The 26,024-nt window shown below is 73.2% G+C and carries 24 protein-coding genes; 11 read left to right on the forward strand and 13 right to left on the reverse strand.

Translation table 11 applies throughout. The annotated features are described in order from the left end of the window. The first annotated feature begins 90 nt into the window (after window positions 1-90). Window positions 91-1,200: a ferritin-like domain-containing protein gene (locus tag ACWG52_RS12625; protein WP_389805735.1), complete on the forward strand. Its 1,110-nt coding sequence runs from the start codon at window positions 91-93 to the stop codon at window positions 1,198-1,200. On the opposite strand, the gene ACWG52_RS12630 is transcribed toward ACWG52_RS12625, so the two are convergent. Further along, window positions 1,197-2,672 carry a penicillin-binding transpeptidase domain-containing protein gene (locus tag ACWG52_RS12630; protein ID WP_389805737.1) on the reverse strand — a complete coding sequence of 492 codons (1,476 nt, stop codon included), beginning with the start codon at window positions 2,670-2,672 and terminating at the stop codon, window positions 1,197-1,199. The genes ACWG52_RS12625 and ACWG52_RS12630 overlap by 4 nt on opposite strands. Further along, window positions 2,669-4,039 carry an FtsW/RodA/SpoVE family cell cycle protein gene (locus ACWG52_RS12635; protein WP_389805740.1) on the reverse strand — a complete coding sequence of 457 codons (1,371 nt, stop codon included), beginning with the start codon at window positions 4,037-4,039 and terminating at the stop codon, window positions 2,669-2,671. The genes ACWG52_RS12630 and ACWG52_RS12635 overlap by 4 nt, the downstream gene beginning before the upstream one ends. Before the next feature lie 106 nt (window positions 4,040-4,145). Here ACWG52_RS12635 and ACWG52_RS12640 point away from each other — a divergent pair, with 106 nt between their 5' ends. The 6 genes from ACWG52_RS12640 to ACWG52_RS12665 all read left to right on the forward strand — a co-directional run bounded on the left by ACWG52_RS12640 (window position 4,146) and on the right by ACWG52_RS12665 (window position 8,491). Next, window positions 4,146-4,553: a DUF6325 family protein gene (locus tag ACWG52_RS12640; protein ID WP_033218774.1), complete on the forward strand. Its 408-nt coding sequence runs from the start codon at window positions 4,146-4,148 to the stop codon at window positions 4,551-4,553. Further along, window positions 4,553-4,945 carry an SHOCT domain-containing protein gene (locus ACWG52_RS12645; protein ID WP_390137984.1) on the forward strand — a complete coding sequence of 131 codons (393 nt, stop codon included), beginning with the start codon at window positions 4,553-4,555 and terminating at the stop codon, window positions 4,943-4,945. The genes ACWG52_RS12640 and ACWG52_RS12645 overlap by 1 nt, the downstream gene beginning before the upstream one ends. An 84-nt stretch (window positions 4,946-5,029) precedes the next feature. Then, entirely contained in the window at window positions 5,030-5,497 is a 468-nt protein-coding gene (locus tag ACWG52_RS12650; RefSeq protein WP_453128708.1) for a hypothetical protein, read from the forward strand. Window positions 5,498-5,710: 213 nt separating this feature from the next. Next, on the forward strand, window positions 5,711-6,184 hold the full coding sequence (locus tag ACWG52_RS12655; RefSeq protein WP_453128709.1) for a carboxymuconolactone decarboxylase family protein: 474 nt from the start codon (window positions 5,711-5,713) through the stop codon (window positions 6,182-6,184). Window positions 6,185-6,262: 78 nt separating this feature from the next. Continuing rightward, the gene (locus ACWG52_RS12660; protein WP_389805751.1) at window positions 6,263-7,186 is read left to right on the forward strand and encodes an RNA polymerase sigma-70 factor; all 924 of its coding nucleotides are present in this window, start codon (window positions 6,263-6,265) and stop codon (window positions 7,184-7,186) included. 135 nt (window positions 7,187-7,321) lie between these two features. Beyond that, window positions 7,322-8,491 (forward strand): C40 family peptidase, encoded by a 1,170-nt coding sequence (locus ACWG52_RS12665; protein ID WP_390137980.1) that lies wholly within the window; start codon window positions 7,322-7,324, stop codon window positions 8,489-8,491. On the opposite strand, the gene ACWG52_RS12670 is transcribed toward ACWG52_RS12665, so the two are convergent. From ACWG52_RS12670 to ACWG52_RS12690, 5 genes are read right to left on the reverse strand one after another with little or no spacing between them, the layout of a single operon-like run. Continuing rightward, a complete protein-coding gene (locus ACWG52_RS12670) occupies window positions 8,443-9,702 on the reverse strand; it encodes a styrene monooxygenase/indole monooxygenase family protein (RefSeq protein ID WP_390137978.1) in 1,260 nt (419 codons plus the stop codon). The two genes, ACWG52_RS12665 and ACWG52_RS12670, sit on opposite strands and share 49 nt — an antisense overlap. A gap of 25 nt (window positions 9,703-9,727) precedes the next feature. Then, a complete protein-coding gene (locus ACWG52_RS12675) occupies window positions 9,728-10,360 on the reverse strand; it encodes a GTP-binding protein (protein ID WP_390137976.1) in 633 nt (210 codons plus the stop codon). After that, on the reverse strand, window positions 10,341-10,730 hold the full coding sequence (locus tag ACWG52_RS12680) for a DUF742 domain-containing protein (protein WP_030730968.1): 390 nt from the start codon (window positions 10,728-10,730) through the stop codon (window positions 10,341-10,343). The genes ACWG52_RS12675 and ACWG52_RS12680 overlap by 20 nt, the downstream gene beginning before the upstream one ends. Beyond that, window positions 10,727-11,212 carry a roadblock/LC7 domain-containing protein gene (locus tag ACWG52_RS12685; RefSeq protein ID WP_389805763.1) on the reverse strand — a complete coding sequence of 162 codons (486 nt, stop codon included), beginning with the start codon at window positions 11,210-11,212 and terminating at the stop codon, window positions 10,727-10,729. Before ACWG52_RS12685 ends, ACWG52_RS12680 begins: the two co-directional genes overlap by 4 nt. Next, window positions 11,209-14,271, reverse strand: a complete 3,063-nt coding sequence (locus tag ACWG52_RS12690) for a sensor histidine kinase (RefSeq protein WP_453128713.1) — start codon at window positions 14,269-14,271, stop codon at window positions 11,209-11,211. Before ACWG52_RS12690 ends, ACWG52_RS12685 begins: the two co-directional genes overlap by 4 nt. A gap of 397 nt (window positions 14,272-14,668) precedes the next feature. Here ACWG52_RS12690 and ACWG52_RS12695 point away from each other — a divergent pair, with 397 nt between their 5' ends. Continuing rightward, the gene (locus ACWG52_RS12695; protein WP_389805768.1) at window positions 14,669-15,442 is read left to right on the forward strand and encodes a protein phosphatase 2C domain-containing protein; all 774 of its coding nucleotides are present in this window, start codon (window positions 14,669-14,671) and stop codon (window positions 15,440-15,442) included. 21 nt (window positions 15,443-15,463) lie between these two features. Here the strand turns inward: ACWG52_RS12695 and ACWG52_RS12700 are convergent, their stop codons facing one another. The 5 genes from ACWG52_RS12700 to ACWG52_RS12720 form a co-directional block, all read right to left on the reverse strand. After that, window positions 15,464-15,904, reverse strand: a complete 441-nt coding sequence (locus tag ACWG52_RS12700; RefSeq protein WP_033218751.1) for a MarR family winged helix-turn-helix transcriptional regulator — start codon at window positions 15,902-15,904, stop codon at window positions 15,464-15,466. Window positions 15,905-16,020: 116 nt separating this feature from the next. Then, window positions 16,021-18,426 (reverse strand): endopeptidase La, encoded by a 2,406-nt coding sequence (lon, locus tag ACWG52_RS12705; protein ID WP_389805772.1) that lies wholly within the window; start codon window positions 18,424-18,426, stop codon window positions 16,021-16,023. A gap of 94 nt (window positions 18,427-18,520) precedes the next feature. Then, window positions 18,521-19,285, reverse strand: a complete 765-nt coding sequence (locus tag ACWG52_RS12710; protein WP_390137972.1) for a DUF4097 family beta strand repeat-containing protein — start codon at window positions 19,283-19,285, stop codon at window positions 18,521-18,523. 92 nt (window positions 19,286-19,377) lie between these two features. Beyond that, complete coding sequence (locus ACWG52_RS12715; protein ID WP_390137970.1) at window positions 19,378-20,283, reverse strand: sulfurtransferase; 906 nt, start codon at window positions 20,281-20,283, stop codon at window positions 19,378-19,380. Between the two features lie 85 nt (window positions 20,284-20,368). Continuing rightward, window positions 20,369-21,763 (reverse strand): hypothetical protein, encoded by a 1,395-nt coding sequence (locus ACWG52_RS12720; RefSeq protein ID WP_390166262.1) that lies wholly within the window; start codon window positions 21,761-21,763, stop codon window positions 20,369-20,371. A gap of 36 nt (window positions 21,764-21,799) precedes the next feature. On the opposite strand from ACWG52_RS12720, the gene ACWG52_RS12725 reads away from it, so the two are divergent. After that, window positions 21,800-22,393 carry a hypothetical protein gene (locus ACWG52_RS12725; protein ID WP_390137966.1) on the forward strand — a complete coding sequence of 198 codons (594 nt, stop codon included), beginning with the start codon at window positions 21,800-21,802 and terminating at the stop codon, window positions 22,391-22,393. 41 nt (window positions 22,394-22,434) lie between these two features. On the opposite strand, the gene ACWG52_RS12730 is transcribed toward ACWG52_RS12725, so the two are convergent. Further along, window positions 22,435-23,097 carry a TetR/AcrR family transcriptional regulator gene (locus ACWG52_RS12730; protein ID WP_390137964.1) on the reverse strand — a complete coding sequence of 221 codons (663 nt, stop codon included), beginning with the start codon at window positions 23,095-23,097 and terminating at the stop codon, window positions 22,435-22,437. Window positions 23,098-23,298: 201 nt separating this feature from the next. On the opposite strand from ACWG52_RS12730, the gene ACWG52_RS12735 reads away from it, so the two are divergent. Then, window positions 23,299-25,056 carry a glycoside hydrolase family 3 protein gene (locus ACWG52_RS12735; protein ID WP_453128715.1) on the forward strand — a complete coding sequence of 586 codons (1,758 nt, stop codon included), beginning with the start codon at window positions 23,299-23,301 and terminating at the stop codon, window positions 25,054-25,056. A gap of 223 nt (window positions 25,057-25,279) precedes the next feature. Next, the gene (locus ACWG52_RS12740; RefSeq protein WP_030730938.1) at window positions 25,280-26,020 is read left to right on the forward strand and encodes a response regulator transcription factor; all 741 of its coding nucleotides are present in this window, start codon (window positions 25,280-25,282) and stop codon (window positions 26,018-26,020) included. Window positions 26,021-26,024 lie beyond the last annotated feature (4 nt).

Consider the following 26,024-nt stretch of genomic DNA (forward strand, 5'->3'; position numbering starts at 1 on the left):
GCGCACGACTTGTTGACCCCGTGTCTACCAACGTGTGACGCTGCCAACTGTCCGGTCCCACACGGCGGTACGTGAGACGAGGGGGCGTCAGTGTCGACGCATGAGCTCTACACCGAGAACCCGGGCGAGTCGGTCTGGCAGGTCCCCGCCGCCGGCTCCGCCCGCTTCAGCTGGGAGTACGCCGACGGCCGCGAGCGGCTGCTGGCGCTCTACCAGAAGGGCAAGGACAAGCAGTGGGACGGCGGGAAGCGCATCGACTGGGACATCGAGGTGGACCCGTACGATCCGCTGGGCACCCCCGAGGAGGCCCTGCCGCTGTACGGGACGCGGCACTGGGCCAAGCTCACCGCGAAGGACAAGGGCGAGCTGCGCCGGCACTACGCCTCCTGGAACTTCAGCCAGTTCCTGCACGGCGAGCAGGGCGCGATGGTGTGCGCGGCACGCATCGTGGAGTCGGTGCCGGACCTGGACGCGAAGTTCTACTCCGCCACGCAGACCATGGACGAGGCCCGGCACGCCGAGATCTTCGGGCGCTTCCTGCACGAGAAGGTCGGGATGCTGTACCCGATCAACGACAGCCTCCAGGGACTGCTGGGCGACACCCTGCGCGACTCCCGCTGGGACATGCCGTACCTGGGCATGCAGGTGCTCATCGAGGGGCTGGCCCTGGCCGCCTTCGGCATGATCCGCGACACGACGACCAAGCCGCTGCCGAAGCAGCTCCTGGCGTACGTGATGCAGGACGAGGCCCGGCACGTGGCCTTCGGGCGGATGGCGCTGCGCGACTACTACAAACAGCTCACGGACGCCGAGCTGCGCGAACGCGAGGAGTTCGTGATCGAGGGCTGCTACCTGATGCGGAACCGGCTGCTCGGGGTCGAGGTGCTGGAGAACTTCGGCATCGGGGCCGAGGAGGCGACGCTGCTCAGTGAGCAGTCGGAGTTCCTGCACCTCTTCCGCAAGCTGCTGTTCAGCAGGATCGTGCCGTGCGTGAAGGACATCGGGCTGTGGGGCGAACGGCTGCAGCGGGCCTACCTGGACCTCGGCGTCTTCGACCTGGGCGACTCGAACCTGGACCTGCTGATGAGCCAGGACGAGGAGATCGCCGAGGCCCTCGACCGCGAGCGGTTCGCCGCCGAGGAGTCGGCGCGGGTGGCGGAGGTCGCCTCCGCCGTCGCCGAGGGGGCGGAGGCTCCCTAGAGGGCCTGCTGTCGGTCGGTGGCCAGGGCCGCTTCCATCACGGCGCGCGCGATCGGGGCCGCCGCGCCGTTGCCGCTGATGTCACCCCGGTCGGCCGACGCGTCCTCGACCACCACCGCGACCGCCACCTGCGGCAGGGCCGTGCCCTCGGCCTTGGCCCAGGAGATGAACCAGGCGTACGGCGTGCCCGCGTTGCCGACCCCGTGCTGCGCGGTGCCCGTCTTGCCGCCGACCACCGCGCCCGGGATCGCGGCGTTGCGGCCGGTCCCGTTCTCCACGACCTTGACCATCAGGTCCTGCAGCCGGACGGCGGTGGCCGGGTTCATCGCCCGGCCCAGGCTGCGCTCGCCCCCGCGCCGGACCTGGGAGCCGTCGTCCTGGGTGGTCCGGTCCACCAGGTAGGGGTACTTGAGCTCGCCGCCGTTCGCCACGGCCGCCGCGACCATCGCCATCTGCAGCGGGGTGGCCTTCGTGTTGAACTGCCCGATCGATGACAGGGCCAGCTGGTCCTGGCTCATGTCGGTGTCGAAGTTCGACCGGGACACCCACGCGGGCACCCGCAGACCCTCACTGTTGAATCCGAAGCGGCGCGCCGCCTCCACCATGCCGCGCAGCCCGACCCGCACACCGATCTTCGCCATGACCGTGTTGCAGGACCACTGCACGGCGTCCGCCATCGAGGCGTCCTCGCAGCCGGTGCCCGCGTTCGGCAGCAGGGTGCTGGTCCCGGGCAGCGGATAGGGGTCGGGGGTCCGGGTCGGCGCGTCCACGTCGGTGACCACGCCCGCGTCGAGGGCGGCCGCCGCCGTCACGATCTTGAAGGTGGAGCCGGGCGGGTACGTCTCGCGCAGCGCCCGGTTGAGCATCGGCCGGGCAGGATCGGCGTTCAGGGCGGTCCAGGCCTCCTTGACCTTCGTGCCCGTCCCGGAGAGCACCGAGGGGTCGTACGAGGGGCTGCTGACCAGCGCGAGGATCTTCCCGGTGGCCGGCTCGACGGCGGCCACCGCGCCGCGCTTGCCCGCGAGCCCGGCGTACGCGGCCCGCTGCATGCCGGCGCGGACCGTGGTGGCGGCGTTCCCGCCGGCGGGGCGGCCACGGGCCAGTTCGTACCAGAGCGGGAAGGCCGAGAGCCCCGGGTCGGTGCCCGAGAGGATCGCGTCCTCGGCGCGCTCGACGAAGCTGGTCCCGTAGGTCTGGGAGGAGAAGCCGGTGACGGGCGCGTAGAGCGGGCCGTTCGCGTACGTGCGCTCGTAGCGCAGGAGTTGGCCGCTGTCGCGGGAGCCGGTGACGGGGCGCCCGTCGACCAGGATGTCCCCGCGGGGTTCGGCGTAGCGCTCGATGGCGGGGCGCTTGTTGGCCGGGTTCGCGCCGTAGGCGGCGGACTCCCAGACCTGCACGCGGGCGATGTTGACCAGCAGGGCGACCAGCAGGAGGGCGCAGAAGTACGCGCACCAGCGGATGTAGCGGATCACTCGGCCGGCTCCTTCGCGGGGCGGGGTCTGCGGGCGCTGTCGCTGAGCCGGACCAGTAGCGCGACGATGATCCAGTTGGTGACGACGGAGGAGCCGCCCTGGGCGAGGAAGGGCATGGCCATGCCGGTGAGGGGGATCAGGCCGGTGACGCCGCCCGCGATGACGAACACCTGGAGCGCGACGATCGAGGCGAGCCCGGTGGCGAGCAGCCGCCCGAAGGGGTCGCGCAGGGCGAGCCCGGCGCGGAATCCGCGGGCGACGAGGAGCCCGTAGAGGAGCAGGATCGCGGCGAGGCCGACGAGACCGAGCTCCTCGCCCGCGGTGGCGAGGATGAAGTCCGACTTGGCGGCGAAGCCGATGAGGAAGGACTGGCCGTGGCCGAGGCCGGCGCCGAGGAGGCCGCCGGCGCCGAAGGCGAAGAGGGACTGGGCGAGCTGGCCGGGACCCTCGCCGCGCTCGATGGAGGCGAAAGGATTCAGCCAGTCGTCGACGCGGCTGTGCACGTGCGGTTCGAAGGTCCCGACGGCGTAGGCGCCGAGGGCGGCGAGCAGCAGCCCGATCGCGATCCAGCCGATCCGCCCGGTGGCCGTGAACAGCATGATCACGAAGAGTCCGAAGAACAGCAGCGAGGTGCCCAGGTCCCGCTCCAGGACCAGGACGCCGACGCTGAGCAGCCAGATCGCGAGGATCGGGCCGAGGACACGGCCGGGGAGGAGTCGGAGCTTCCAGAAGAGCCGGCGGCCGGTGAGGGCGAGCGCGGTGCGGTTCGCGGCGAGGTAGGCGGCGAAGAAGACCGCGAGCAGGATCTTGGCGAACTCCCCCGGCTGGAAGGAGAGCCCGGCGAACCGGATCCAGATGTGCGCGCCGTTGACCGCCGGGAAGAAGACGGGGATCAGCATCAGGACGAGGGCCACGGCGACGGAGAGGTAGGCGTACCGCTGCAGCACGCGGTGGTCACGGAGCAGTGCGACGACCAGGACGAAGAGCGCCACGCCCAGGGCGGACCACAGGAGTTGGTCGCCGGCGGTGAGATGGCCGGGGGTGGTCACGTCCAGGCGCTGGATGAGGACGAGGCCGAGGCCGTTGAGGAGGACGGCGATGGGGAGCAGGAGGGGGTCGGCGTACGGGGCCCGCAGGCGGACGGCGACGTGTGCGAGCAGGGCGGCGGCGCACAGGCCGGTGGCGTAGCGGGCGGCGGGGCCGGGGAGGTGGCCGGTGGTCACGAGGCCGACGTAGAGGTGACCGAGGACGGAGATCAGGACGGCTCCGGCGAGGAGCGTCAGCTCGACGCCGCGACGCTTGGGGGCGTCGGCGCCGGGGGGCGGGGGCGGGACGGGCTCCGTCACCTTCGCCGTCAGAGCGGTCATGCACCGAAACGTAGCAAGCAGACGGATGATATGTCCGCTTATGCCATAGTGTGCCGAAGAGTCGTCACAAACGGTCGGAAGTATCGAAAGTGAGGAGCCGAGGCGCATGGGACCTGTGGAATTCATCGTCCTCGCCTTCCCGGAGGAGCAGCTGCGGGCCCCGGCGGTCGAGGCCGTGATGGGGCTGCGCAAGACCGGGGTGGTCCGGCTGATCGACGGGATCGTGGCGACGAGAACGGCGTCGGGAGATGTCCTGGCGGCCGAGTTCGACGAGTTCGTCGAACTGAACGGGCTGCTGACTGGCCGGGACGTGGCACGGCTGATCGGGCCGGAGGACATCCAGGAGGCGGCGGGGCTGCTGGAACGCGGGAGCTGCGCGCTGCTCCTCGTCGTCGAGCACCTGTGGGCCGAGGACGCGGCCATCGCCGTACGGGCGGCGGGCGGCCGGATCGTCGGCTCGGTCCGCATCCCGCCGGACCGGGTACCGGCCGATCCACGGGCGGGGGTGGCCTGATGTTCATCCGCCCGATGGGAGTGACGGTCCGCGCGGCGAACCGCCCGCCGGGGCACCCGTTGCTGCGGGGCCTGCTGGCGCGGGCCTCCGGAGCGGCGGAAGCGACGACGGGCTCGGTGGGGACACCGGGCCCGGCGACCACCACGGGCCCGGCGGACGCCCCGGACCGGGGCGGGGTACAGGCCGAGCGGCCCCCGACCGGGGCACCCTTCGAAGCCCCGCCCGAGCCCCCGCAGCCGGCCGGACCGGAGCCGGCGGCGGCGAGCACGCCCGATCGCCCCGCCCCGGCCGGCCTCGTGGCGGAACTCACCCAGCTGGCCGACCTCGCCCGCGAGGGCCTGCTGACCCCCCAGGAGTTCACGACGGCCAAGGCCCGCCTGCTGCGGGGCTGACCGCGCCGGCCGGAACGGAGCCCACGGTCCACGCGACCGCACCGGCGCGGCGCGTTGTCGGTGGCCGGATCCAGAATCGACCGCATGAGTGACTACCACGACCTGTTCCTGACGGTGGAACTGCCGGAGGACCTGCCCGAGCCGGCGATGCGGGAGCTGAGGTGGCTCCTGGGCGAGGCCGAGGCGCCGACCCCGCTCACCTCGGCCGACTGGGAGACCTGGGGGTACCCGTGGCAGGTCTTCGACGGCGGCATCCCGAGCCACGCCTTCGACGGCGTGGACAGCTCGTCCCTGCTGCGGACCGAGCGGACGTACGCGGACGGCAGCACGCCCTGGGCCCTGACCGTCCGGACCTGCGTCCACGAGGACGAGTTCGGGATCGTGATGGAGGTCGTCGCATGGGTGCTCCGGCTCGCGAGCACCCGGGGGTGGGTCGGCTTCCTGCGGTATTCCGGCTCGGACACGGTCCAGCACCTCCTGCGCCATGAGGACGGGTTCGACGTGGCCGACGTCCGCGCGACGGGGCGGCCGGACCGGGTGACCTTCGAGTAGCCGCGCACCGTGGGCCGTTCGGTTCGGCCGTCGCCCCCTCGCCCCCGAGGCGCCCCTCGGCCAGGACGCCCGCGACGCCCGTACGCGCCGGCTCCGGCGCGTGCTCACGCGGTCCGCGAGCCGGGAGACGTAGGTCACACGCGTCCATGTCACAGGGGGTCGGGCCATCTCGTCCCAGGGATGTAGCCGACGACGACCACCGAGGAGCACACCATGGACGCGCGACTGAACCTCTTCGCCGGACCGACCACCGGCAAGGCCCTGAAGCACCTCATGTCGGCCGGCAAGGTGATCAAGGACTCGCCGCTGCCGGCCGCGACGCAAGAGCTGGTGTCGCTGCGCGTGAGCCAGATCAACGGCTGCGCCGTCTGCATAGACATGCACACCAAGGAGGCCACCGCCGCGGGCGAGACCCCGGTGCGGCTGCACCTGGTGGCGGCGTGGCGCGAGGCCACGGTCTTCACCGAGGCCGAGCGTGCCGCGCTGGAACTGGCCGAGGAAGGCACCCGGACCGCGGACGGGGCGGGCGGGGTGGCCGACGGGGCATGGGCACGGGCCGCCGAGCACTACGACGAGGAGGAACTCAACGCCCTCGTGCTGCTGATCGCCTTCATGAACATGGCGAACCGGATCAACGTCATCACCCAGCAGCCGGGCGGCGACTACGTGGCCGGACAGTTCCACTGAACGGCGCCGGCGAAGGCTTGCCCTCCCCCACCACCACCCTGATGATCATTCAGGACCACCTGGGGGAGTGAAGCCGACATGAGCAAGGTCGAGGAGTTCGAGGAACTGCGGCCGCTGCTGTTCTCGATCGCCTACCGGATCCTGGGCAGCGTGAGCGAGGCCGAGGACGCGGTGCAGGAGACCTGGCTGCGCTTCGACGCCTCGGCGACCCGTCCCGCGTCCACCAAGGCCTTCCTGTCGACCACGATCACCCGGCTCTCGATCGACGTACTGCGCTCCGCGCGGGTGCGGCGCGAGGAGTACGTCGGACCGTGGTTCCCGGAGCCCCTGCTGAGCGATCCCTACCAGGACCCCGCGCGATCGGTGGAGCTGGCGGACTCGGTGTCGATGGCCGCGCTGCTGCTCCTGGAGCGGCTCAGCCCGCTGGAGCGCTCGGTGTTCGTCCTACGGGAGGTCTTCGCCTTCGGCTTCGACGAGGTCGCCACGGCGGTGGGCCGCTCGGAGGCGGCCTGCCGCCAACTGCTGGTCCGGGCGCGGCGGCACATGGAGGCCGGCCGACCGAGGTTCCGGGCGGACCGTCAGGAGCGGCAGGAACTGGCGACGCGGTTCCTGGACGCGATGAAGGACGGCGACATCACCGGGCTGCAACGGCTGCTGGCCGCCGACGCCCAACTGGTCGGGGACAGCGGCGGCAAGGCCCCGCAGCTGGCGAAGACCGTCAACGGCGCCCAGAACGTGGCCCGCCTGCTCGCCGCGTTCTTCCCCTGGCTGTCCCGCATCGGCGTGACCGCCGAGCCCCACGACGTGAACGGCGAGCCGGGCGCGATCGTCCGCGACCCGGACGGGCGGGTGCTCCACGTCCTGGCCTTCGAGATGCTCGACGGCAGGATCGGCACCATCCGCTCACTGGTCAACCCCGACAAGCTCGCCCACCTGGGCCCGGTGGCGGACGCCTGGGCGATCACCCGCAAAATCCACGAGGCCCGCCGCGCGGCGAGGTGACGGCGCGGGCGGGGTCGGGTGGCGGGGCGGGCCCCCGCACCGCCCCCAACCGGGTGAGGGGGCGCGACCGGCCGACTCCGTTGGGGGATTTGTCATACCGGGCGTGGCAGCATCGGCCGCCTCGGAGGTGATCCCATGTCATATCGGCTGTCGCCGAAGCCGCTTCGCGCCGTCTGCATCGCCGCGGTGCTCGTCGTCGCCGGGCCGGTCCCCGGGGCCGGGGCCGAGCCCGGGCTGCCCGAAGGGGAGTCCGTCGGGGTGCTGCTCACTCGCCTGCAGGGGCTGTACCAGAAGGCCGAGGAGGCCACCGAGGCCTACAACGCCACCGACGTGGCCCTGCGGGCCGGCCAGGCCGAGGAGCGGCTGCGCGCCGCCGAGCTCGGCAAGGCCCGTACGGAGCTCGACTCCGAGCGGGCCGTCGCCGGGCGGCTCGCCCGGGAGCAGTACCAGGGCGGCCAGGGGCTGTCCCCGTACGCCCGGATGCTGCTCGCCGGGAATCCGCAGGCCGCCCTGGACCAGCGGCGGCTCGCCGCCCGCGAGGGCGCCCGGCGGGCGGGGGTGCTGGCGCGGCTCGCGCGGGGCGAGAAGAAGGCCGACGCGCTCGCCGTACGGGCCCGCGAGGCCCTGGACGCCCGGCAGACGCTGGCCGCGCAGCAGAAGCTCCACAAGGACGAGGTCGCGGCGCAGCTCAAGGAGGTCGAGCGGGTGCTCGCCGCCCTGACCCCGGACCAGCTCACCCGGCTCGGCGCGCAGGAGGCCGAGAACACCGCGGTCGCGCAGCGGAGCCTGGTGGATTCGGGCCGGCTGCCGACCCGTACGGGCACCCCCACGGCTGCCGGTGGCGCCGCGCTCACCTACGCGGCGGCCCAGATCGGCAAGCCGTACGTGTGGGGCGCGGAGGGGCCGGGGTCCTTCGACTGTTCCGGGCTGACCTCGCAGGCCTGGGCGCACGCCGGGCGCGCCATTCCGCGGACGAGCCAGGAGCAGTGGGCCCAGTTGCCGAAGGTGCCGCTGGATCAGCTGCGGCCCGGGGATCTGGTGGTCTATTTCCCCAAGGCCACCCACGTGGGCCTGTACGTCGGCGACGGCAAGGTGATCCAGGCGCCGCGGCCGGGGGCCGTGGTGAAGGTCTCGCCGATCGCCGCGAATCCGCTGCTGGGGGCGGTCCGGCCGGACCCGGACGGGGCCCCGCTCGCGGAGTTCACCCCGCCCGCGCTGCCGGAGGCACCGGCGGCGCAGGCGGGGGACGACACGGGTTACTCGGCCGAGGAGGCTCCGACGGAGGAGGCGACCTCCGCCAGGTAGTCGGCGGTGTCCTCGGGGTCGTAGAAGTACGTGTCGAAGTCGGCCGGGTTGTCGAAGCCGTTGGCGAATCGATTCGCCACCGGCTGGAGCTGCCCGGCCGCGCCGATCAGGTTCAGTACGTGCTCCGGTGGGACGCCCAGCATCGCGTTCGTCCACTGGGTCACCGGCTTGCCGGTGGTGAACCAGTACTTGTCGAAGGTGGCCTTCATCCACGACTCGTCGAACGGCTGGTCGCCGTGCATGAGGATCGAGGAGAGGTACGAGGCCGCGCACTTGGACGCGGAGTTCGAGCCCTGTCCGGTGATCGGGTCGTTGGCGACGACCACGTCCGCGACGCCGAGGACCAGTCCGCCGCCGGGCAGGCGTCCGATCGGGTTGCGGACGATCGGCGCGTAGCGCCCGGCGAGCGTGGCGCCCGCGTCCGTCAGCTCCACCTTCGTGGCGCGGGAGTACTCCCACGGCACGAACTTCTCCATCAGCTCCAGCGTGAGCGCGAGGTGCTCCGCCGGGTCCTTGACTCCCTTGAAGACGTCCAGCGGACCGCCCGGGATTCCCTCCCAGAAGAGGATGTCGGCCCGGCCCGAGGTGGTCAGGGTGGGCATGACGAACAGCTCGCCGACGCCCGGGACCAGGTTGCAGCGGACCGCTTCGGTCTCCGGGTGCTCCGGGCGCGGGCCGAGGCCGTGCACGTAGGCGACGGCGAGCGCGCGCTGCGGGGCGTCGTACGGGGAACGCGCCGCGTCCCGCCCGAACATCGAGACCAGTTCGCCCTTGCCGGCGGCGACCAGCACCAGGTCGTACGTACGGGAGAAGAAGTCGAGGTCGGCGACCGAGGCGCCGTGGATGACCAGCTGGCCGCCCCGCTGCACGAAGGTGTCGAGCCAGCCGGCCATCTTCACGCGCTGGTCGACGGACTGCGCGTACCCCTTGAGCTCGCCGAGCCAGTCGATGGCGCGGCCGGCGTCGGGGGTGGCGACGGAGACGCCGAGGCCTTCGATCTTCGGGGCCTGCTGCTCCCAGAAGTTGATCTGGAGATCACGCTCGTGCTGCAGGGCCGTGTCGAACATGCACTGGGTGGACATCACCCGCCCGGTGCGGATCTCGTCCGCCGTCCGGTTGGACATGAGGGTGACCTCGTACCCCTTCGACCGGAGTCCGAGGGCGAGCTGGAGACCGGACTGGCCGGCTCCTACGACAAGTATCTTGCGCATCTCTCACGCTCTCTGTTCGGGGGCTCTATTCGGGAGTGGTGTCGAGGGCGTGGCCCACCAGGGCGAGCAGTGATTCGATCACCGTGTCGCGGCGCCTCGCGTCCATGATCACGACGGGGACGTGGGGCGGGACGCTGAGCGCCTCGCGCACGTCGTCGGGTTCGTACGACTGCGAGCCGTCGAAGTGGTTGACGGCGACGGCGTACGGGAGTCCGCAGGTCTCGAAGTAGTCGAGGGCCGGGAAGCAGTCGCGCAGTCGGCGGGTGTCGGCCAGGACCAGACCGCCGATGGCGCCGCGCACCAGGTCGTCCCACATGAACCAGAACCGCTCCTGGCCGGGGGTCCCGTACACGTAGAGGACGAGGTCGTCGTCGAGGGTGACGCGGCCGAAGTCCATGGCGACGGTGGTGGTGTGCTTGTCGGGGGTGCCGGACAGGTCGTCGGTCGGGGCACTCGCCTGGGTCATCACCGCTTCGGTGCGCAGCGGGGTGATCTCGGAGACGGAGGAGACGAAGGTCGTCTTGCCGACGCCGAAGCCGCCCGCGACCAGCACCTTGACGGCGACGGGTGCGCGGGAGCGGTCGTACTGCCAGGGCTGGGCCGGCTCGTCGTCCGACTGCGGCAGGGACACCGGGTTGTCAGAGACGGCGGAGACCACTGAGCACCCTTTCCAGCAGCGCGCGTTCGGGACGGCCGCTGCCGTGTCCCGTTCCGTAGACGCGGATCCGGCCCTGGTCGGCGAGGTCGCTGACCAGGACGCGGACCACGCCGAGCGGGAGCTTCAGCAGGGCGGCTATCTCGGCGATCGTCCGCATGCGGCGGCAGACCTCGACGATGGCGGGCATCTCGGGCATGCGGTCGGGCTTCTGCGGCTCCGAGACCTTGGTGTCCAGGGCGGCGACGAACGTCTCGACGTGCAGGACCTGCGTGAAGCGGGTGCGACCGCCCGTGAGGGAGTACGGGCGGACGCGGGCGGGGCGGCGGTCGGCTCCGCGTATCGGCAGCCGGTCGGAGGCCGTACTCCTCACGGGGTGTTCTCCATCGACTGGCGCAGCTCACTGCGGACTTCGGGGGTCAGGACGTGGCCGGCGCGGCCGACGAACAGGGCCATGTGGTAGGCGACGACGCTCATGTCGCAGTCGGGGGTGGCGTGCACGCCCAGCAGTGAGCCGTCGCTGATGGCCATGACGAAGACGGAGCCGTGCTCCATCGCCACCATGGTCTGCTTGACCGAGCCGCTGTCCATGAGGGCGGCCGCGCCGGTGGTGAGGCTGCCGAGGCCGGAGACGATGGTGGCCAGGTCGGCGGACGCGCCGCGCGGGCCCCGGGGCTTCGGCCGGTCGGCCGGCTCGACCGTGCCCGCTCCCGGGTCGGAGGACAGGAGCAGCAGCCCGTCCGAGGAGACGACGGCGACGGAGTTGACGCCGGGCACCTCCTCGACCAGGTCGGTCAGCAGCCACTGCAGGTTGCGGGCCTGGGTGCTCAGTCCGTACGTACTGGGCGCGGTCATGTGCGTGCCTCCTGTGCGGTGTCCCCCCGGTCGGTCTTGCTCTGGCCCGGTCGCTGCGTCCGCCCTTGGTCGAGGGTGTGGTCGAGCGCCTGGTCAGGGGCTTGGTCGGGCCCCTGCTCCTGGGCGAGTTCGGCGGCGACGACGCGCCTGCCGTCCTGGGCTCCCTGGTAGAAACCTCCGAGTCGGCGCCGCAACTCCTCGGCGTCGACGCGACGGGGCGGCTCGGGCGGTCCGTCGGCACGGGCCGCGCTCTTGGCGGGGACGGTGCGCGGGGTCCGCTTGGGCAGGCCCTTGTCGGTGACGGCGCCTTCGCCTTCGGCCTGGTCGGCCGGGTGGCTGCCCTGGCGGGGGAGCCAGTTGCCCTCGGCCGGGGCGTGGGTGTGCGGCTCCGTCCGCGGTTCGGATTCCTGTACGTCGGCCACGGGTGCGGTGGGGTGCGCCGCGGTCGGGATCTCCTCGGCGGGGTCCGCCACACCGGGGGCGGCCGGCTCCGCGTCGGGGACGACCCGCGCGAGCAGTTGCTCGTCGGGGGTGGGTTCGGCGGCGCGGGGCGCGGCGACGAACACCTGCTCGGCGGGCGGCAGTCCGTCCGTGGCGGGCGGGTCGAGGAGCGGCTCCGCCTCGGCGGGCGCCGGCTGCTGCTCCGGCTCCGCCGGGGCTTCGGCGGCGACGGCGGGGCCGGCGAGTGCTTCGGCCAGGGTGATCGGGACCGCCGCGACGGCGGGCTCCGGCTCCGGCTCGACGGCGGGCTCCGGCTCCGGCTCGACGGCGGGCTCCGGCTCGACGACCGGCTCCGGCTCGACGGCGGTCGGGACGGCCGGCTCCTCGGCGAGGGCCTCGGCGGCGACCGGGGCGTCGGCCTCGGCCGGGACCACGGCGTGGGCCTCGGCCTCCACGGCCGCTTCCACCGCGTCCTCGTCCGGGTCCGGAGCGGCGTGCGTCCCGCGCCGTCGCGTCGGCAGCGTGTTCTCGTTGGCTTCCGCTATCACTCCGGGCAGCCGCAGCGCGGGCCCGCCCGGCATGGCCAGGGTGTGCACCGGGGAGACCACGGGGGTCGTGGGCAGCAGCGCCGCCGGGACGACCACCAGGGCCTCGGTGCCGCCGTGCTTCGGGGTGCGCAGCTCGGCGGTGACCCCGTGTCGGGCCGCGAGGCGCCCGGCCACGTACAGGCCGAGGCCGAGGCCGTGTTCCGCCTCCGTCTCCTCGTCGTAGGCGTCGGGCGTGGACAGGCGGGTGTTCAGTGCTTCGAGGCGGTCCTCGGTGACGCCGATGCCCTCGTCCACGACGGACAGCACCACGTCGCCGGCGCCCTGCAGCCAGCCGGACACCTTCACCTTGACGTCCGGCGGGGAGAACGTGGTCGCGTTCTCCAGCAGTTCGGCCAGGACGTGCGAGATGTCGTCGGCGGCGTGTCCCGCGATCTGGGTGTACGAGGGCAGGGCGGCGAGGTCGACGCGCTCGTACCGCTCGATCTCGCTGACGGCGGCCCGCATCACGTCGACCAGCGGCACCGGCAGGCCCTGTCCGTGGCCGTGTTCCTGGCCGGCGAGGACCAGCAGGTTCTCGTTGTGGCGGCGCATCACGGTCGCCAGGTGGTCCAGCTTGAAGAGGGTGGCCAGCCGGTCGGGGTCCTGCTCCTTGGACTCCAGCTCCTCGATGACCGCGAGCTGGCGCTCCACCAGGCCCAGGGTCCGCAGCGACAGCGAGACGGAGGTCGTCGACATGATGCGCCGGTGCTCCTCCAGCCCCGCCCGCAGCTGTGTCAGCTCTTCTTCCAGCGCTTCCCGGCCGGCGGCGAGGGCCTCGGTGCGGCCGATGATCCGGCGCCGGTCGGCGTCGAGTCCGGCGATCCGGGTGTGCAGGGAGACCGTCTGGTCGCGCACCGCGTTCAGGTGGCGCACGACCTCGGCGAATTCGTCGTTGCGGCCGGTGAACCGCACCGGTTCCACCGAGCCCTCCGGCGTGGCCAGGCGCTCCGCGCCGCGGCGCAGGACCGACAGCGGACGGGTCAGCGACCGGGCCACGGCGGTGGAGAAGCCGACGGCGAGCAGGAACAGCAGGCCCAGCAGCGCGACGACGATCTCCAGCCGGGTCACGTCGTCGTCCCGCAGCGCGGCCAGGGCGGAGGCCCGTTCGCTCGCGAGGGTGGCTTCGACGGTGCGCATGCGGTCGATGCGGGCGGTGAGCGCGGTGCCGACGGTGGCCCCGTCGGTCTTGCGGTCGGCGGGCGTCAGGGTGGGCCGGTCGGTGAGCCGCTTGAGGAAGTCGTCGGCGGTCTTGACCTCGGGGCCGGTGACGGTGGCGGCCAGGGTCTGGCGTACGTCGGGTCGCGCGGCCCGCGCGAAGTCGTCGAGGGCGGCCTGTTCCCGTACGCGGGTCCGCTGGGCGGCGGTGGTGAGTTCGTCGACCACGGCCGAGTTGGGGGACTGGTCGCCGCGCGGCACGGCCAGTGCGGCGAGCAACAGGCCGCGGGTGGCGGAGGCCTGTTCCACGGCCTGGCCCAGCGGGGCCAGCGGGCGGGTGGTGGCCAGGGCGGCCTCGGCGCGCGGCGGGGTCAGCTCGGCGAGCCGTACGCCGGGGGCGAGGAGCTCGGTGATGACGCCGGTGTAGGCCTGGTGGGCGGCGAGGGGGCTGCCCTTGCCGTCGACGGCCTCGGCACGGACGGCCCGTACCCGGGCGAGGGCCCGGGCGGTGGCCTCGTCGGCCTCGGCCTGGACCTCGGCGAGCTGCCGGTCGGTCCCGGCGATGCGCTCCTGGGCGGGTCCCTTGGCCGTGCCGGGTCGCCCCTTGGCGGCGTACTCGACGACCGCGTCACGCTCGTCACCGAGGAGGTGCGTGAGGGTGAGGGTCTGTCGGGTCCGGTCCGCGAGGGTGACCAGGCGCTGGGAGTCGTTCAGTTCCCTCGACGCGGAGACGACGGCGGGCGCGCCCGCCGCGAGGACGGTGAGGCCGGCGACGGCTACGCCGACGACCAGCCTGCGGCGCACGCGGACGCGGCGTCCTGCGGGGGCCGGGCCGTCGGCGGCGGTGCCGTTCTTCCGAGACCGCTTCTTCTGCACCGGTGCTCGCAATCCTGTACGTGTGCTCTTGCTCGTCTACTCGTGTGGCCGAGGTAACGGCCGGTCAACAAGTAAACGCCCCCTGCTCCCTCGTACCGCCTCAGACCTTTGCAGCGTGCTGGGGAGAGAGCCGCACATCGCCCAACCGGCCACTCGAACGAGTGAACATCACGGATGAGTTGCCGACCAACTCGGGCACCCTGTGCCGGAGCGCCGCCGTGGACAGGTGGTTGAAAGATCGATACGGCCTTTGACAGGATGCCCGCCCACACTCCCGCTCCGCCGTGCCGGCGTTCGGCGACCGCCTCGGGCGGTCGGTGCGCGACGCCACCGGCGCGCGCCCGATTTGGTACGGACCTACCCGCGCCCGCCGCGTCCCGCGCGGCAGAATGCGGGGATGCGCATCGACCTCGCCTCGGCCCCCGGCCACCAGGAACGCCCCAATGAGGACTGGGTGTCGGCCGCGATCCCCGCTTCGGGCGGCGGCGTCCTGGTGGTTCTGGACGGGGTCACCCCGCCGAGCGGCGACGACGGGTGCGTGCACGGAGTGCCCTGGTTCGTGGGTCGCCTCGGCGGTCGATTGACCGAACTGTCCGGATCGCGGCGGGACATGCCGCTCGATCAGGTTCTGGCCGAGTCCGTCCGCGCCACGGCCGACGCACACCGCGACACCTGTGACCTTTCTCACGTGCGAACCCCGCAGGCGACGGTCGTCGTGGTCCGCTGGGACGCGGAGTACGTGGAGCACCTCGTCCTCTCGGACTCCGTGCTGCTCCTGCAGGCGCCCGGCGGCGAGGTGACGGCCGTGCTCGACGACCGGCTGGACCGGATCCCGCGGGAGGTGCTGGGCTCGGTGGCCGCGACGGACGCCCTGCGCAACGCGGAGGGCGGCTTCTTCACGGCGGCCGCCGATCCGGCGGTGGCGGCCCGGGCGGTGACCGGGCGCACCCCGCGCGGGCGGGTGCGGGCGGTGGCCGCGCTCACGGACGGGGCGAGCCGGTGGACGGACACCTTCGGGCAGGGTGACTGGGCCGACTGCATGGGGGTGCTGCGGAAGGAGGGTGCGCAGGGCCTGATCGGCCGGGTGCGCGCCGTCGAGTCCGATCCGGCCCGCCCGTCGGCCCGGTACAAGCGGCACGACGACGCGTCGGCGGTGTACGCGGAGCTCTGAGCGGTCCGGCTCCGCGGCGCGCTACTCCCCGCCGGCGTTCAACTGGTTCAGCAGCCGGGCCAGTTCCGCGACCTCGCCGCGGTCCCAGTCGGCGAGCTTGCGCATGTACTGCTCGCGCCGCGCCCCCCGGACCCGCAGGAAGCGCTCCCGTCCCTCCTCCGTGAGGCCGACCAGGGAGGCCCGGCCGTCGGCGGGGTCCGGCTCGCGGGCCACCAGGCCGAGGACCTCCAGGGCCCGCAACTGCCGGCTCATGGTGGCCTTGCCGACGCCGAAGTAGGCGGCGAGTTCGGTGGCCCGCTGCCGCCCGGCCGCTTCCAGGCGTACGAGGAGCCCGTACGCGGCCGGCTCCAGTTCGGGGTGGAGCTCGCGGGCCATCTCGCCCGAGGAGGCGCGGGCCCGCCGGAGGAAGACGGACAGCTCCCGCTCCAGGGCAAGGAACTCCTGGTCTTCACTCCCGTGCACGTCCCGCTCCTTCGATGATGTCCGGCACCCCGGTGGGTGCGGGGCCAGTATTTCGCAGCGGGTGTGCCGACGGCCCGGTACCCCGCCGGAGCGGGGCACCGGGCCGTGTGCGTGCGTCAGGCGGCGGCGACGGCCGGGGCCTGCGCCCGGGCCAGGGCGAGTTCCAGGACCTGGCGGACATCCGTCACCGGGTGCACCTCCAGCGTCTCCAGCACCTCCGCCGGGACGTCGTCCAGGTCGGCCTCGTTGCGCTTGGGGATGATGACGGTGGTCAGTCCGGCGCGGTGCGCGGCGAGCAGCTTCTGCTTCACCCCGCCGATGGGCAGGACGCGTCCGGTCAGCGAGACCTCGCCGGTCATGGCCACGTCCGTGCGCACCTGCCGGCCGGAGAGCAGCGAGGCGAGTGCGGTGGTCATGGTGATGCCCGCGCTCGGGCCGTCCTTGGGCACGGCGCCCGCCGGGAAGTGGATGTGCACGCCCCGGTCCTTCAGGTCGGCGACCGGGAGCTCCAGTTCCGCGCCGTGGGAGCGCAGGAAGCTCAGGGCGATCTGTGCCGATTCCTTCATGACGTCGCCGAGCTGGCCGGTGAGGGTGAGGCCGGCCGCGCCCGTCTCCGGGTCGGCCAGCGAGGCCTCCACGAAGAGCACGTCGCCGCCCGCGCCGGTCACGGCGAGGCCGGTGGCGACGCCGGGGACGGCGGTGCGCCGCTCGGCCGGGTCCTGGGCGGACTCCGGTACGTGGTGCGGTCGGCCGATCAGGGCCCGCAGGTCGTCGGCGCCGATGTTCAGGGGCAGTTCCCGCTCCCCCAGCTCGTGCTGCGAGGCGACCTTGCGCAGGAGGCGGGCGAGGGAGCGCTCCAGGGTGCGGACGCCCGCCTCGCGGGTGTACTCACCGGCCAGCTTGCGCAGGGCGTCCTCCGCCAGGACCACCTCGTCGGAGCCGAGCCCGGCGCGCTCCAGCTGGCGCGGGAGCAGGTGGTCGCGGGCGATGACGACCTTCTCGTCCTCGGTGTACCCGTCGAGCCGGACGAGCTCCATGCGGTCGGCCAAGGCCTCGGGGATGGCTTCCAGGACGTTGGCGGTGGCCAGGAAGACGACGTCGCTGAGGTCGAGTTCCACCTCCAGGTAGTGGTCGCGGAAGGTGTGGTTCTGTGCCGGGTCGAGGACTTCCAGCAGGGCGGCCGCCGGGTCGCCGCGGAAGTCGGAGCCCACCTTGTCGATCTCGTCGAGGAGGACCACCGGGTTCATCGACCCGGCCTCCTTGATCGCCCGGACGATCCGGCCGGGCAGGGCGCCGACGTAGGTCCGGCGGTGGCCGCGGATCTCGGCCTCGTCGCGGACGCCGCCGAGGGCGACGCGGACGAACTTGCGGCCCATGGCGTGCGCCACGCTCTCGCCGAGCGAGGTCTTTCCGACGCCGGGAGGGCCCACGAGGGCCAGCACGGCGCCGCCGCGCCGGCCGCCGATGACGCCCATGCCGCGCTCGCCGCGCCGCTTGCGGACGGCGAGGTATTCGGTGATGCGGTCCTTCACGTCGCTGAGGCCCGCGTGCTCGGCGTCGAGGACGGCCCTGGCGCCCCGGATGTCGTACGCGTCCTCGGTGCGCTCGTTCCAGGGCAGTTCCAGCACGGTGTCCAGCCAGGTGCGGATCCAGGAGCCCTCGGGGCTCTGGTCGCTGGACCGCTCCAGCTTGTCGACCTCCTTGAGGGCGGCCTCCCGTACCTTCTCGGGGAGGTCGGCGGCCTCGACGCGGGCGCGGTAGTCGTCGGACTCCTCGCCGTCCTTCTCGCCGTTCAGTTCGCGCAGTTCCTTGCGTACGGCCTCCAGCTGACGCCGGAGCAGGAACTCGCGCTGTTGCTTGTCGACGCCGTCCTGGACGTCCTTGGCGATGGACTCGGCGACGTCCTGCTCGGCGAGGTGGTCGCTGAGCGCCTTGACGGCGAGCTTGAGGCGGGCGACCGGGTCGGCGGTCTCCAGCAGTTCGACCTTCTGCTCGACCGTCAGGAACGGCGAGTAGCCGGAGTTGTCGGCGAGCGCGGACACGCCTTCGATCTGCTGGACGCGGTCCACGACCTGCCAGGCGCCGCGCTTCTTGAGCCAGCTGGTGGCGAGTGCCTTGTACTCCTTGACCAGCTCGGTGACCGCTCCGGGCAGCGGATCGGGCACCGCCTCGTCGACGGTCTCGCCCTCGACCCAGAGCGCGGCCCCGGGGCCGGTGGTCCCGGCCCCGATGCGGACCCGGCCGAGGCCGCGGATGAGCGCTCCGGGGTCCCCTCCGGAGAGTCGGCCGACCTGCTCGACGGTGCCGAGCACACCGGTCCCGGCGTACGTGCCGTCGATGCGCGGTACGAGCAGGACCCGGGGCTTGCCGTTGCCGCTCTTCCCGGCGGCGGCCTGCGCCGCCTCCACGGCGGCGCGCACCTCGGCGTCGGACAGGTCGAGCGGTACGACCATTCCGGGCAGCACGACCTCGTCGTCGAGCGGCAGCACGGGCAGGGTGAGTGTGACGGACGTCGAAGCCATGATCTTCCCTCCGGCAGTGAAGTTGAGCTATGCCGACTCAATGCATGTGCGCCTCCCGATGTTCCCCACGGCCCGTTCGCCCGGGGCGAACGGGTCAGACCGCGCTGATGTGGATGTCGCCGGAGCTGGTCCGCACCGAGAGGGGGGAGGTGGCGGAGGGGTCGTCGGGGAGGGTGATGTCGCGGTCGCCGGAGTCGGTGGAGGCCTTGATCGCATACGGGGCGCGGGGGGCCTTGACGGTCACGTCGCCCGAGGTGGTCTCGGCGAGCACCGAGGACGGGGCCTTCGTGAAGTCCACGGTCACGTCGCCCGAGGTCGAGCGGACCTCGGCACTCGGGCCGGACAGCCCGGTGGCGGTGATCCCGCCCGAGGAGGTACGGACCTTCAGCGGGCCGCCGATCCGTTCGGCCGTGACCTCGCCGGAGTCGGATTCCACCTCGGCCGCCGCCACACCCGTGACCGTGATGTCGCCGCTGGAGCTCTCCAGGTCGACCGTGGCCGTGGCCGGGACCTCCAGTCGGTAGTCGACGTAGCAGTCCCCGGAGCAGTCCTTGCTGAAGGTCAGTACGCCGCCGGTGACCTTCTGGCCGGTCTTCGGGACGGTGTCCCCGCGGTAGTGGACCGTGCGCTTGATCGTGACGCCGGGGCCGGCGGCGGGGGTGACGGCGATCGAGCCGGACCGGACACCCGTCAGCTTCACCGCCGTGACCGCCTCCGGGACCGTGGCATCGGCGGTCGCCGTCCGGTAGGCGCCGTCCGCGAAGGAGCCCGAGAAGGAGCAGCCGGCCAGCAGGAGGCCGGCGCCGAGGGCGGTGATCGCGGTGCGGGCCGTGCGGGCGGAGGTGGTGTGAGTGGTCATGGCCCGAGTCTGGCCGGGGAACGTGCCCCGGGCCGATGGTGCACGTACCCGGACCTCCGGTGGGGCTAACCCCCGCCCGATCCTCCGCTCCGCTACAGGTCGGTGGTGACGGGAAGGTCCGAGGGCATGCCCCACTCGCTCCAGGAGCCGTCGTACACCGCGATCTCCTCGTACCCGGCGAGGTCGGCGCCGAGGGCCAGGACGCAGGCGGTCACCCCGGAGCCGCAGCTGAGGTAGAGCCGTTCCCGTTCCCCCGTCAGCGCCCGGAAGGCCGCGCGCAGTTCCCCGGCGGGCCGCATCCGCCCGTGCGGGTCCTGGAGTTCGCCGAACGGCAGGTTGACCGCGCCCGGCATGTGGCCGCCGCGCAGGCCGGGTCGGGGTTCGGGGGCGGTGCCGGCGAAGCGTGCGCGGGTGCGGGCGTCGAGGACGGTAGCCGTGGGATCGGTCAGGGCCCGCGCGACGGTGGCGCTGTCGACCAGCAGTCCGGCCCGGGGTCGGGCGGTGAAGGAGCCGCGCGGCCCCTCGTACACCGGGCCGGTGGTGGAGGTCGGCAGGCCTGCGGCGGTCCAGGCGGGCAGTCCCCCGTCGAGGACGGCGGCCCGGTCGAAGCCCATGGCGCGCAGCATCCACCAGGCGCGGGCGCTGGAGTAGACGCCGGCGCCGTCGTAGACGACGACGGTGTCCGAGTCCGAGACGCCGAGGGCGCGCATCGCCTCGGTGAACTCCGCGGCCCCGGGCATGGTGTGCGGGGCGGGCGCGGTGTGGTCGGACAGGGCTCCGTCGAGGTCGAAGGGGCGGGCGCCCGGGATCCGGTGGGCGGCGCCGCGGTGGGCGCCGACGGAGGCGTCGAAGAGGACCAGGCCGGGCGCGCCCAGTCGGCGGGCGAGCCAGTCGACCCCGACCAGCGGTCCCGGCAGGGCCTCGGGCCCCACTTCGGACCCGACTTCGGACAGGGCTTCGGGCAGGGCTTCGGGCGCGGCGTCCTGGGGCGGGGTCATGCGGCTCCTCCGGCTGTACGACACGGGTCGCCCCATCCTCCGACGCGGCCCGGACCGGCTCCTGCCCGGGGGCGGCCCCGCCGGGTCAGCCGCAGCCGCCCGGCCGGGCGTAGACCGCCACCCGGGCCCCGCGCACCCCGGTCACCGAGCACAGGTCGAAGTTCGCGGCCAGCTCCGCCCGCTTGGCGGCCTCCCGCGGGTACGGGTCCAGCGGTTGGCCTTCCGGGTCCAGCAGGGCGATCACCCGGGGCGAGGCCAGCAGTGCCGCGCGGATCCGGTCCGGGGGCAGTTCGGTGCCCTGGAGGCTGGGCGAGGCCACCGGGGTGCGGTCCAGGGCCACGTCGCGCAGCTCCCCGTACAGCTCGGGCGAGGACAGCAGCCATTCGCGCCTGCGCGAGGGCATGAACACCACCGCGTCGCCGGGCCGCGCCCGCTCCCGGACCGCGGCGGCCACCGCGAGCACGTCGTCCTTGCGGCTCTCCGGTGTGCGCAGCCACACCGACCAGAGGCCGAAGGGCACCAGGAGCGCGCCGGCCAGGAGCCACGGCCACCACCCGCGGGCCCGTGCGAGCCGGACCCCGACCAGCAGGGCGAACCCGGCCAGCGCGTAGATCACGTACCGGTCGACGTACCAGGGGTTGACCAGCGAGATCACCATCAGCAGCCCGGGCGGCAACAGGACGAGCGGGAGCGCCACCCGTACGAGGTCGCCCGGAACGCCCCGCGCGAGGAGCAGGGCGGCGCAGCCCACCACCCCGTACGCCACCCAGTCCTGCCAGCTCGGCCGCCCGAGCCAGCCCAGCTGTTGCTCGGCCTGCCGGGCGCTCACCACGGCCAGCGGCAGCAGCAGCACCGCCACGACCGCGGCGCCGCGCCGCCAGCCGGGCTTGCGCCACGCGGTGATGGCGTGGGCGAGCAGGGCCAGCGCGGCGAACTCGTGCAGCCAGCAGCCGATCAGCAGCACCACCGTGTAGGCCGGCCACCGCTCGCGCAGCATCAGGTAGGTCGCCCAGACCACGGCGGCCGCGACCAGGGCGTACGAGCGCCCTTCCTGGGCGTACATCTGCACGGGCGGCAGTACGGCGTACACGCAGCCCGCGAGCAGTGCCTCCCGCTCCCCCGCGAGCCGGTGGGCGACGGCGGCCACCCCGGCGGCGGCGAGGGCGGTGGCGGCGACGGAGGGCAGGCGCAGCGCCCACAGGCCGCCGTCCCACACCTGGAACAGCCCGTGCATGAGCAGGTAGTGCAGGCCGTGGACTGCGTCGACCTGGCCCAGCAGCTCCACGATCCGGTCGAGCGGCCGGTGGGCCACCTGCCAGGTGACGGACTCGTCGCGCCACATGCTGCCGCCGCGCTCCAGGCCCCACAGGCCGAGGACCACGGCCAGCAGCGGCGGGAGCAGGCGCCAGGGGGCGATCCGGCTGATGTCGGCCTCCGCGTGCGGTCGTGACGGGTGTCGGAACGGGGGTGCGGACTCCATACTCGGGGTTGGACCCGAGTCCCGGCGGAGGTGGGTGTGCACGCGTTACGAGCGGCCGCGGTGGCGGTGCTGAGCACGGTGGTCCTGGTGGGCTGCGGGCCCGCGGGCCCCGGAGGCGGCGACGACGCGCCCCCGAAGGCCTCCACGGAGCCGGGCACGAGCGCGAGCGCGTCCGCGGACCCGAGTTCCGGCGCGCGTACGAGCCCCGGCACGAGCCCCGGTACGGGCGCGACGGCCGGCCCGAGTACGGGCCCCGCGGACGGTCGGGTCCCCGCCCCCGGCGAGACCCTGGTCCGGGTCACCCGGACCGGCGGCTTCGCCGGGCAGACCCACACGCTCGTCGTCAAGGGCGACGGCTCCTGGACCCGGCTGGACGCGAAGGCGCGGCCGACCGGCACCGGAAGGCAGTCCGCGGCGGAGCTCGCGGGCCTGCGCACGGCCCTGCGGGAGGCCGACTTCGCCCGGCTGCCCCGGATCGCGACGGGCGGACCCACCATCTACGACGGCTTCTACTACACCTTCGTGCACGACGGCCACGAGGTGGCGAGTGACCAGGGGTCCCTGCCGGATCCCCTGACGAAGGTGCTGGACGCGCTGCCCCCGTTCACGGGCGGCGACGCAAGCCCTTAGGGCGTGTCCGCAAAGTCCCGCCTGCCCCGCGGCGTCCGGCGCTACTTTCCGGACACCCCCTGGGGCGCCGAGATGTCCCGCAGCAGCCGGTCCAGGAATCCGCGCAGCCGGGCCGGCATGTCCACGCTGTCGGGCGTCAGCACCCACTGGATCTGCAGGCCGTCCATGACGGCGAGGATCTCCCGGCCGACGGCCTCGCAGTCGGTGTCGGGGCGCAGTTCGCCGTGTGCGACGCCCGCCTCCAGCAGGTCGACGGTGTAGGCGAGGACCCGGGCGTAGCGCCGGGTGAAGTAGGCGTGTGCCGGGTGCTCCGGGTTGCCGGACTCGCCGACCAGGGTGTTGAACATCCGGACGATGCCGGGCCGCCGTTCGTTGTCGGCGGCGAGGTCCACGACGGTGGCGAAGTGGGCGGCGACCGAGGCCGCGGGCTCGTTGAAGAGCCGCTCCACGTCGCGCCGTTCGCTCTGGGCGAGGACCGACAGCAGCAGGTCCTCCTTGCCGCGGAAGTGGTGCAGCAGTCCGCCCTGGGTGATCCCGCAGTCGGCGGCGATGCGGGTGAGCGAGGACGCGTTGAAGCCCCACTGCGCGAAGTGCTCGACGGCGGTGTCGAGGATCTTCTGCCGCCGGGCGTCGCCGACCGCGTAGGTCCCGCGGGCCGCGCCCTTGGTGGCCTTGCGCTCCGTCCGCCCCGTGTCCTGTGCCATGCCGACACCCTAGGGCGTGTCCTGTCGGTCGGGGCGGGCTCGCGGTGTCCGGGCGGCAGGGCGTCTCGCCGGCCGCGGTCCTTTTCGAGCCACTCGATCCGTGTGACCCGGCTCACTTTTCAAAAACCTAGCAGGTGCATGGTTTTCAGCTCTACCGTGGCCGTGCCGATCCGCCCGGTCACGCGCACCAGGAGCCCCGCCATGAACGCGACGCCCGCATACAGAGACGCTGCGCTGCCCGTCGGGCGCCGCGTGGAGGACCTGCTCTCCCGGATGACCCTGGAGGAGAAGGCCGGTCAGCTCTTCCACTCGATGCTGATGATGAACGCGGACGGCACCCCGGTCACCGAGACCGACGGCTCGATGCTCCCCTTCACCACGCCCGAGCTGATCGAGGACCGCTTCCTCACCCACTTCAACCTGCTCGGCACCTACGGGCCCCGCGAGATGGCCCGGTGGCAGAACGCCGTCCAGGAGATGGCCGCGGCCACCCGGCTCGGCATCCCGGTCACCCTCTCCACCGACCCGCGCCACACCTTCACCGACAACGTCGGCGCCTCCTTCAACGCCGGCGCCTTCTCCGCCTGGCCGGAGGCCCTGGGCCTGGCCGCCATCGGGGATGCCGAGCTCGTCCACCGGTTCGCCGACCCCGTCCGCCGCGAGTACCTCGCCGTCGGCTTCCGCGTCGCCCTGCACCCGCAGATCGACCTGGCCAGCGAGCCCCGCTGGGCCCGCCAGTCCGGCACCTTCGGCTCCGACGCGCGGCTGACCGGCGAGCTCGTGGCGGCGTACGTACGCGGCCTGCAGGGCGCGACCCTCGGCCCCGGGTCGGTGTCGGCGATGGTCAAGCACTTCCCCGGCGGCGGCCCGCAGAAGGACGGCGAGGACCCGCACTTCGCGCACGGCAAGGAGCAGGTCTATCCGGGCGGCATGCGCGAGCACCACCTGGAGCCGTTCAAGGCGGCCGTCGCCGCCGGATGCGCGCAGATGATGCCGTACTACGGGCAGCCGATGGGCACGGACTGGGAGGAGGTCGGCTTCGGCTTCAACAGGGGCGTGGTCACCGGCCTGCTCCGGGAGGAGCTGGGCTTCGAGGGCATCGTCTGCAGCGACTGGGGGCTGCTGAACGACGCGACGATCTTCGGGCAGGTGCACCCGGCGCGCGCCTGGGGCCTGGAGCACCTGGGCGTGGCCGAGCGGGCGGCCCGCGCCCTGGATGCCGGCTGCGACCAGTTCGGCGGCGAGCAGTGCCCCGAGGTCGTGGTGGAGCTGGTCCGCTCGGGCCGCGTCGCCGAGTCCCGGATCGACGACTCGGTGCGCCGCCTGCTGCGGGAGAAGTTCACGCTCGGCCTGTTCGAGGACCCGTACGTGGACCCGGACGCGGCGGCCGAGATCGTCGGCCGGGCCGATTTCACGGCTCTGGGGGCCGCCGCCCAGCGTCGCTCCCTCACCGTCCTGACCAACCCGGACGGCCTGCTCCCGCTCGCCACGGGCCCGAAGCTGTACGTGCGGAACGTGGACGCGTCCGTGGCCGCCGGGTACGGCGAGGTCGTCGCCGACCCGGCCGACGCGGACCTGGCCGTCCTGCGGCTGCGGACCCCGTACGAGCCGCGCGAGAACATCTTCGAGTCGTACTTCCACTCGGGTTCGCTGGCCTTCCCCGAGCCCGAGCTGGCGGAGATCCTGGCCCTCCTGGACCGGGTCCCGACCCTGGTCTGCATCAACCTGGAGCGGGCCGCCGTCATCCCGGAGATCGCCGAGCGCGCGGCGGCCCTGATCGCCGACTACGGCGCCGGCGACGCCGCACTGCTGGACGTGGCCTTCGGCCGCGCCACCCCCGAGGGCCGACTCCCCTTCGAGCTCCCGCGCTCGATGAAGGCCGTCGAGGCCTCCCGTCCGGATGTGCCGAACGACACGCTCGACCCGGTCTTCCCGCACGGTCACGGCCTGACCCTGTAGGTGCCCGTGGGCACCCCCCGAACGCCCCTCGGAGGGCAGCAACGGCGAGGCACCTGACCGGTCTCGCCCGCCGGGTGTCGGTCCCGTGGGGGGACCGGCACCCGGTACGTCAGATTCCGTTTACTGTGGTCAAGCACATATGCCATGTCCGAACCCCACGTAGCCGCAGGCCGACGCCTCCTCTACGCTGCACCCCATTCACGCGGGATCTTCAGGGGCGGACATGGAACAGACACACACCACCCATCAGGGCGCCGCGGCGACACCCGGCGCCCAGCGGCGTGTGCTGGTCGTCGAGGACGACCACACCATCGCCGAGGCCATCGCGGCCCGCCTGCGCGCCGAGGGCTTCCAGGTGCAGACCGCCGGCGACGGCCCCTCGGCCGTCACGGCGGCCGAGAGCTGGCTGCCCGAGCTGCTGGTCCTCGACATCATGCTGCCCGGCTTCGACGGCCTGGAGGTCTGCCGCCGGGTCCAGGCCCAGCGGCCCGTGCCGGTCCTCATGCTCACCGCCCGCGACGACGAGACCGACCTGCTGGTCGGGCTCGGGGTCGGCGCGGACGACTACATGACCAAACCGTTCTCGATGCGCGAGCTGGCCGCCCGGGTCCACGTCCTGCTGCGGCGCGTGGAGCGGGCCACCATGGCCGCGCACACCCCGCGCGGGGCCACCCTGCGCCTGGGCGATCTGGAGATCGACCACGCGCAGCGCCGGGTCCGGGTGCACACCGAGGACGTGCACCTGACCCCGACCGAGTTCGACCTGCTGGTGTGCCTGGCCGGCACCCCGCGGGCGGTGCTCTCCCGCGAGCAGCTGCTGGCCGAGGTGTGGGACTGGGCCGACGCGTCCGGGACCCGTACCGTCGACAGCCACATCAAGGCCCTGCGCCGCAAGATCGGCGCGGAGCGGATCCGTACGGTCCACGGCGTCGGGTACGCCCTGGAGACCCCGGCCCAGACGTGAGCGG

The organism is Streptomyces sp. CLCI03 (genome assembly GCF_053615355.1).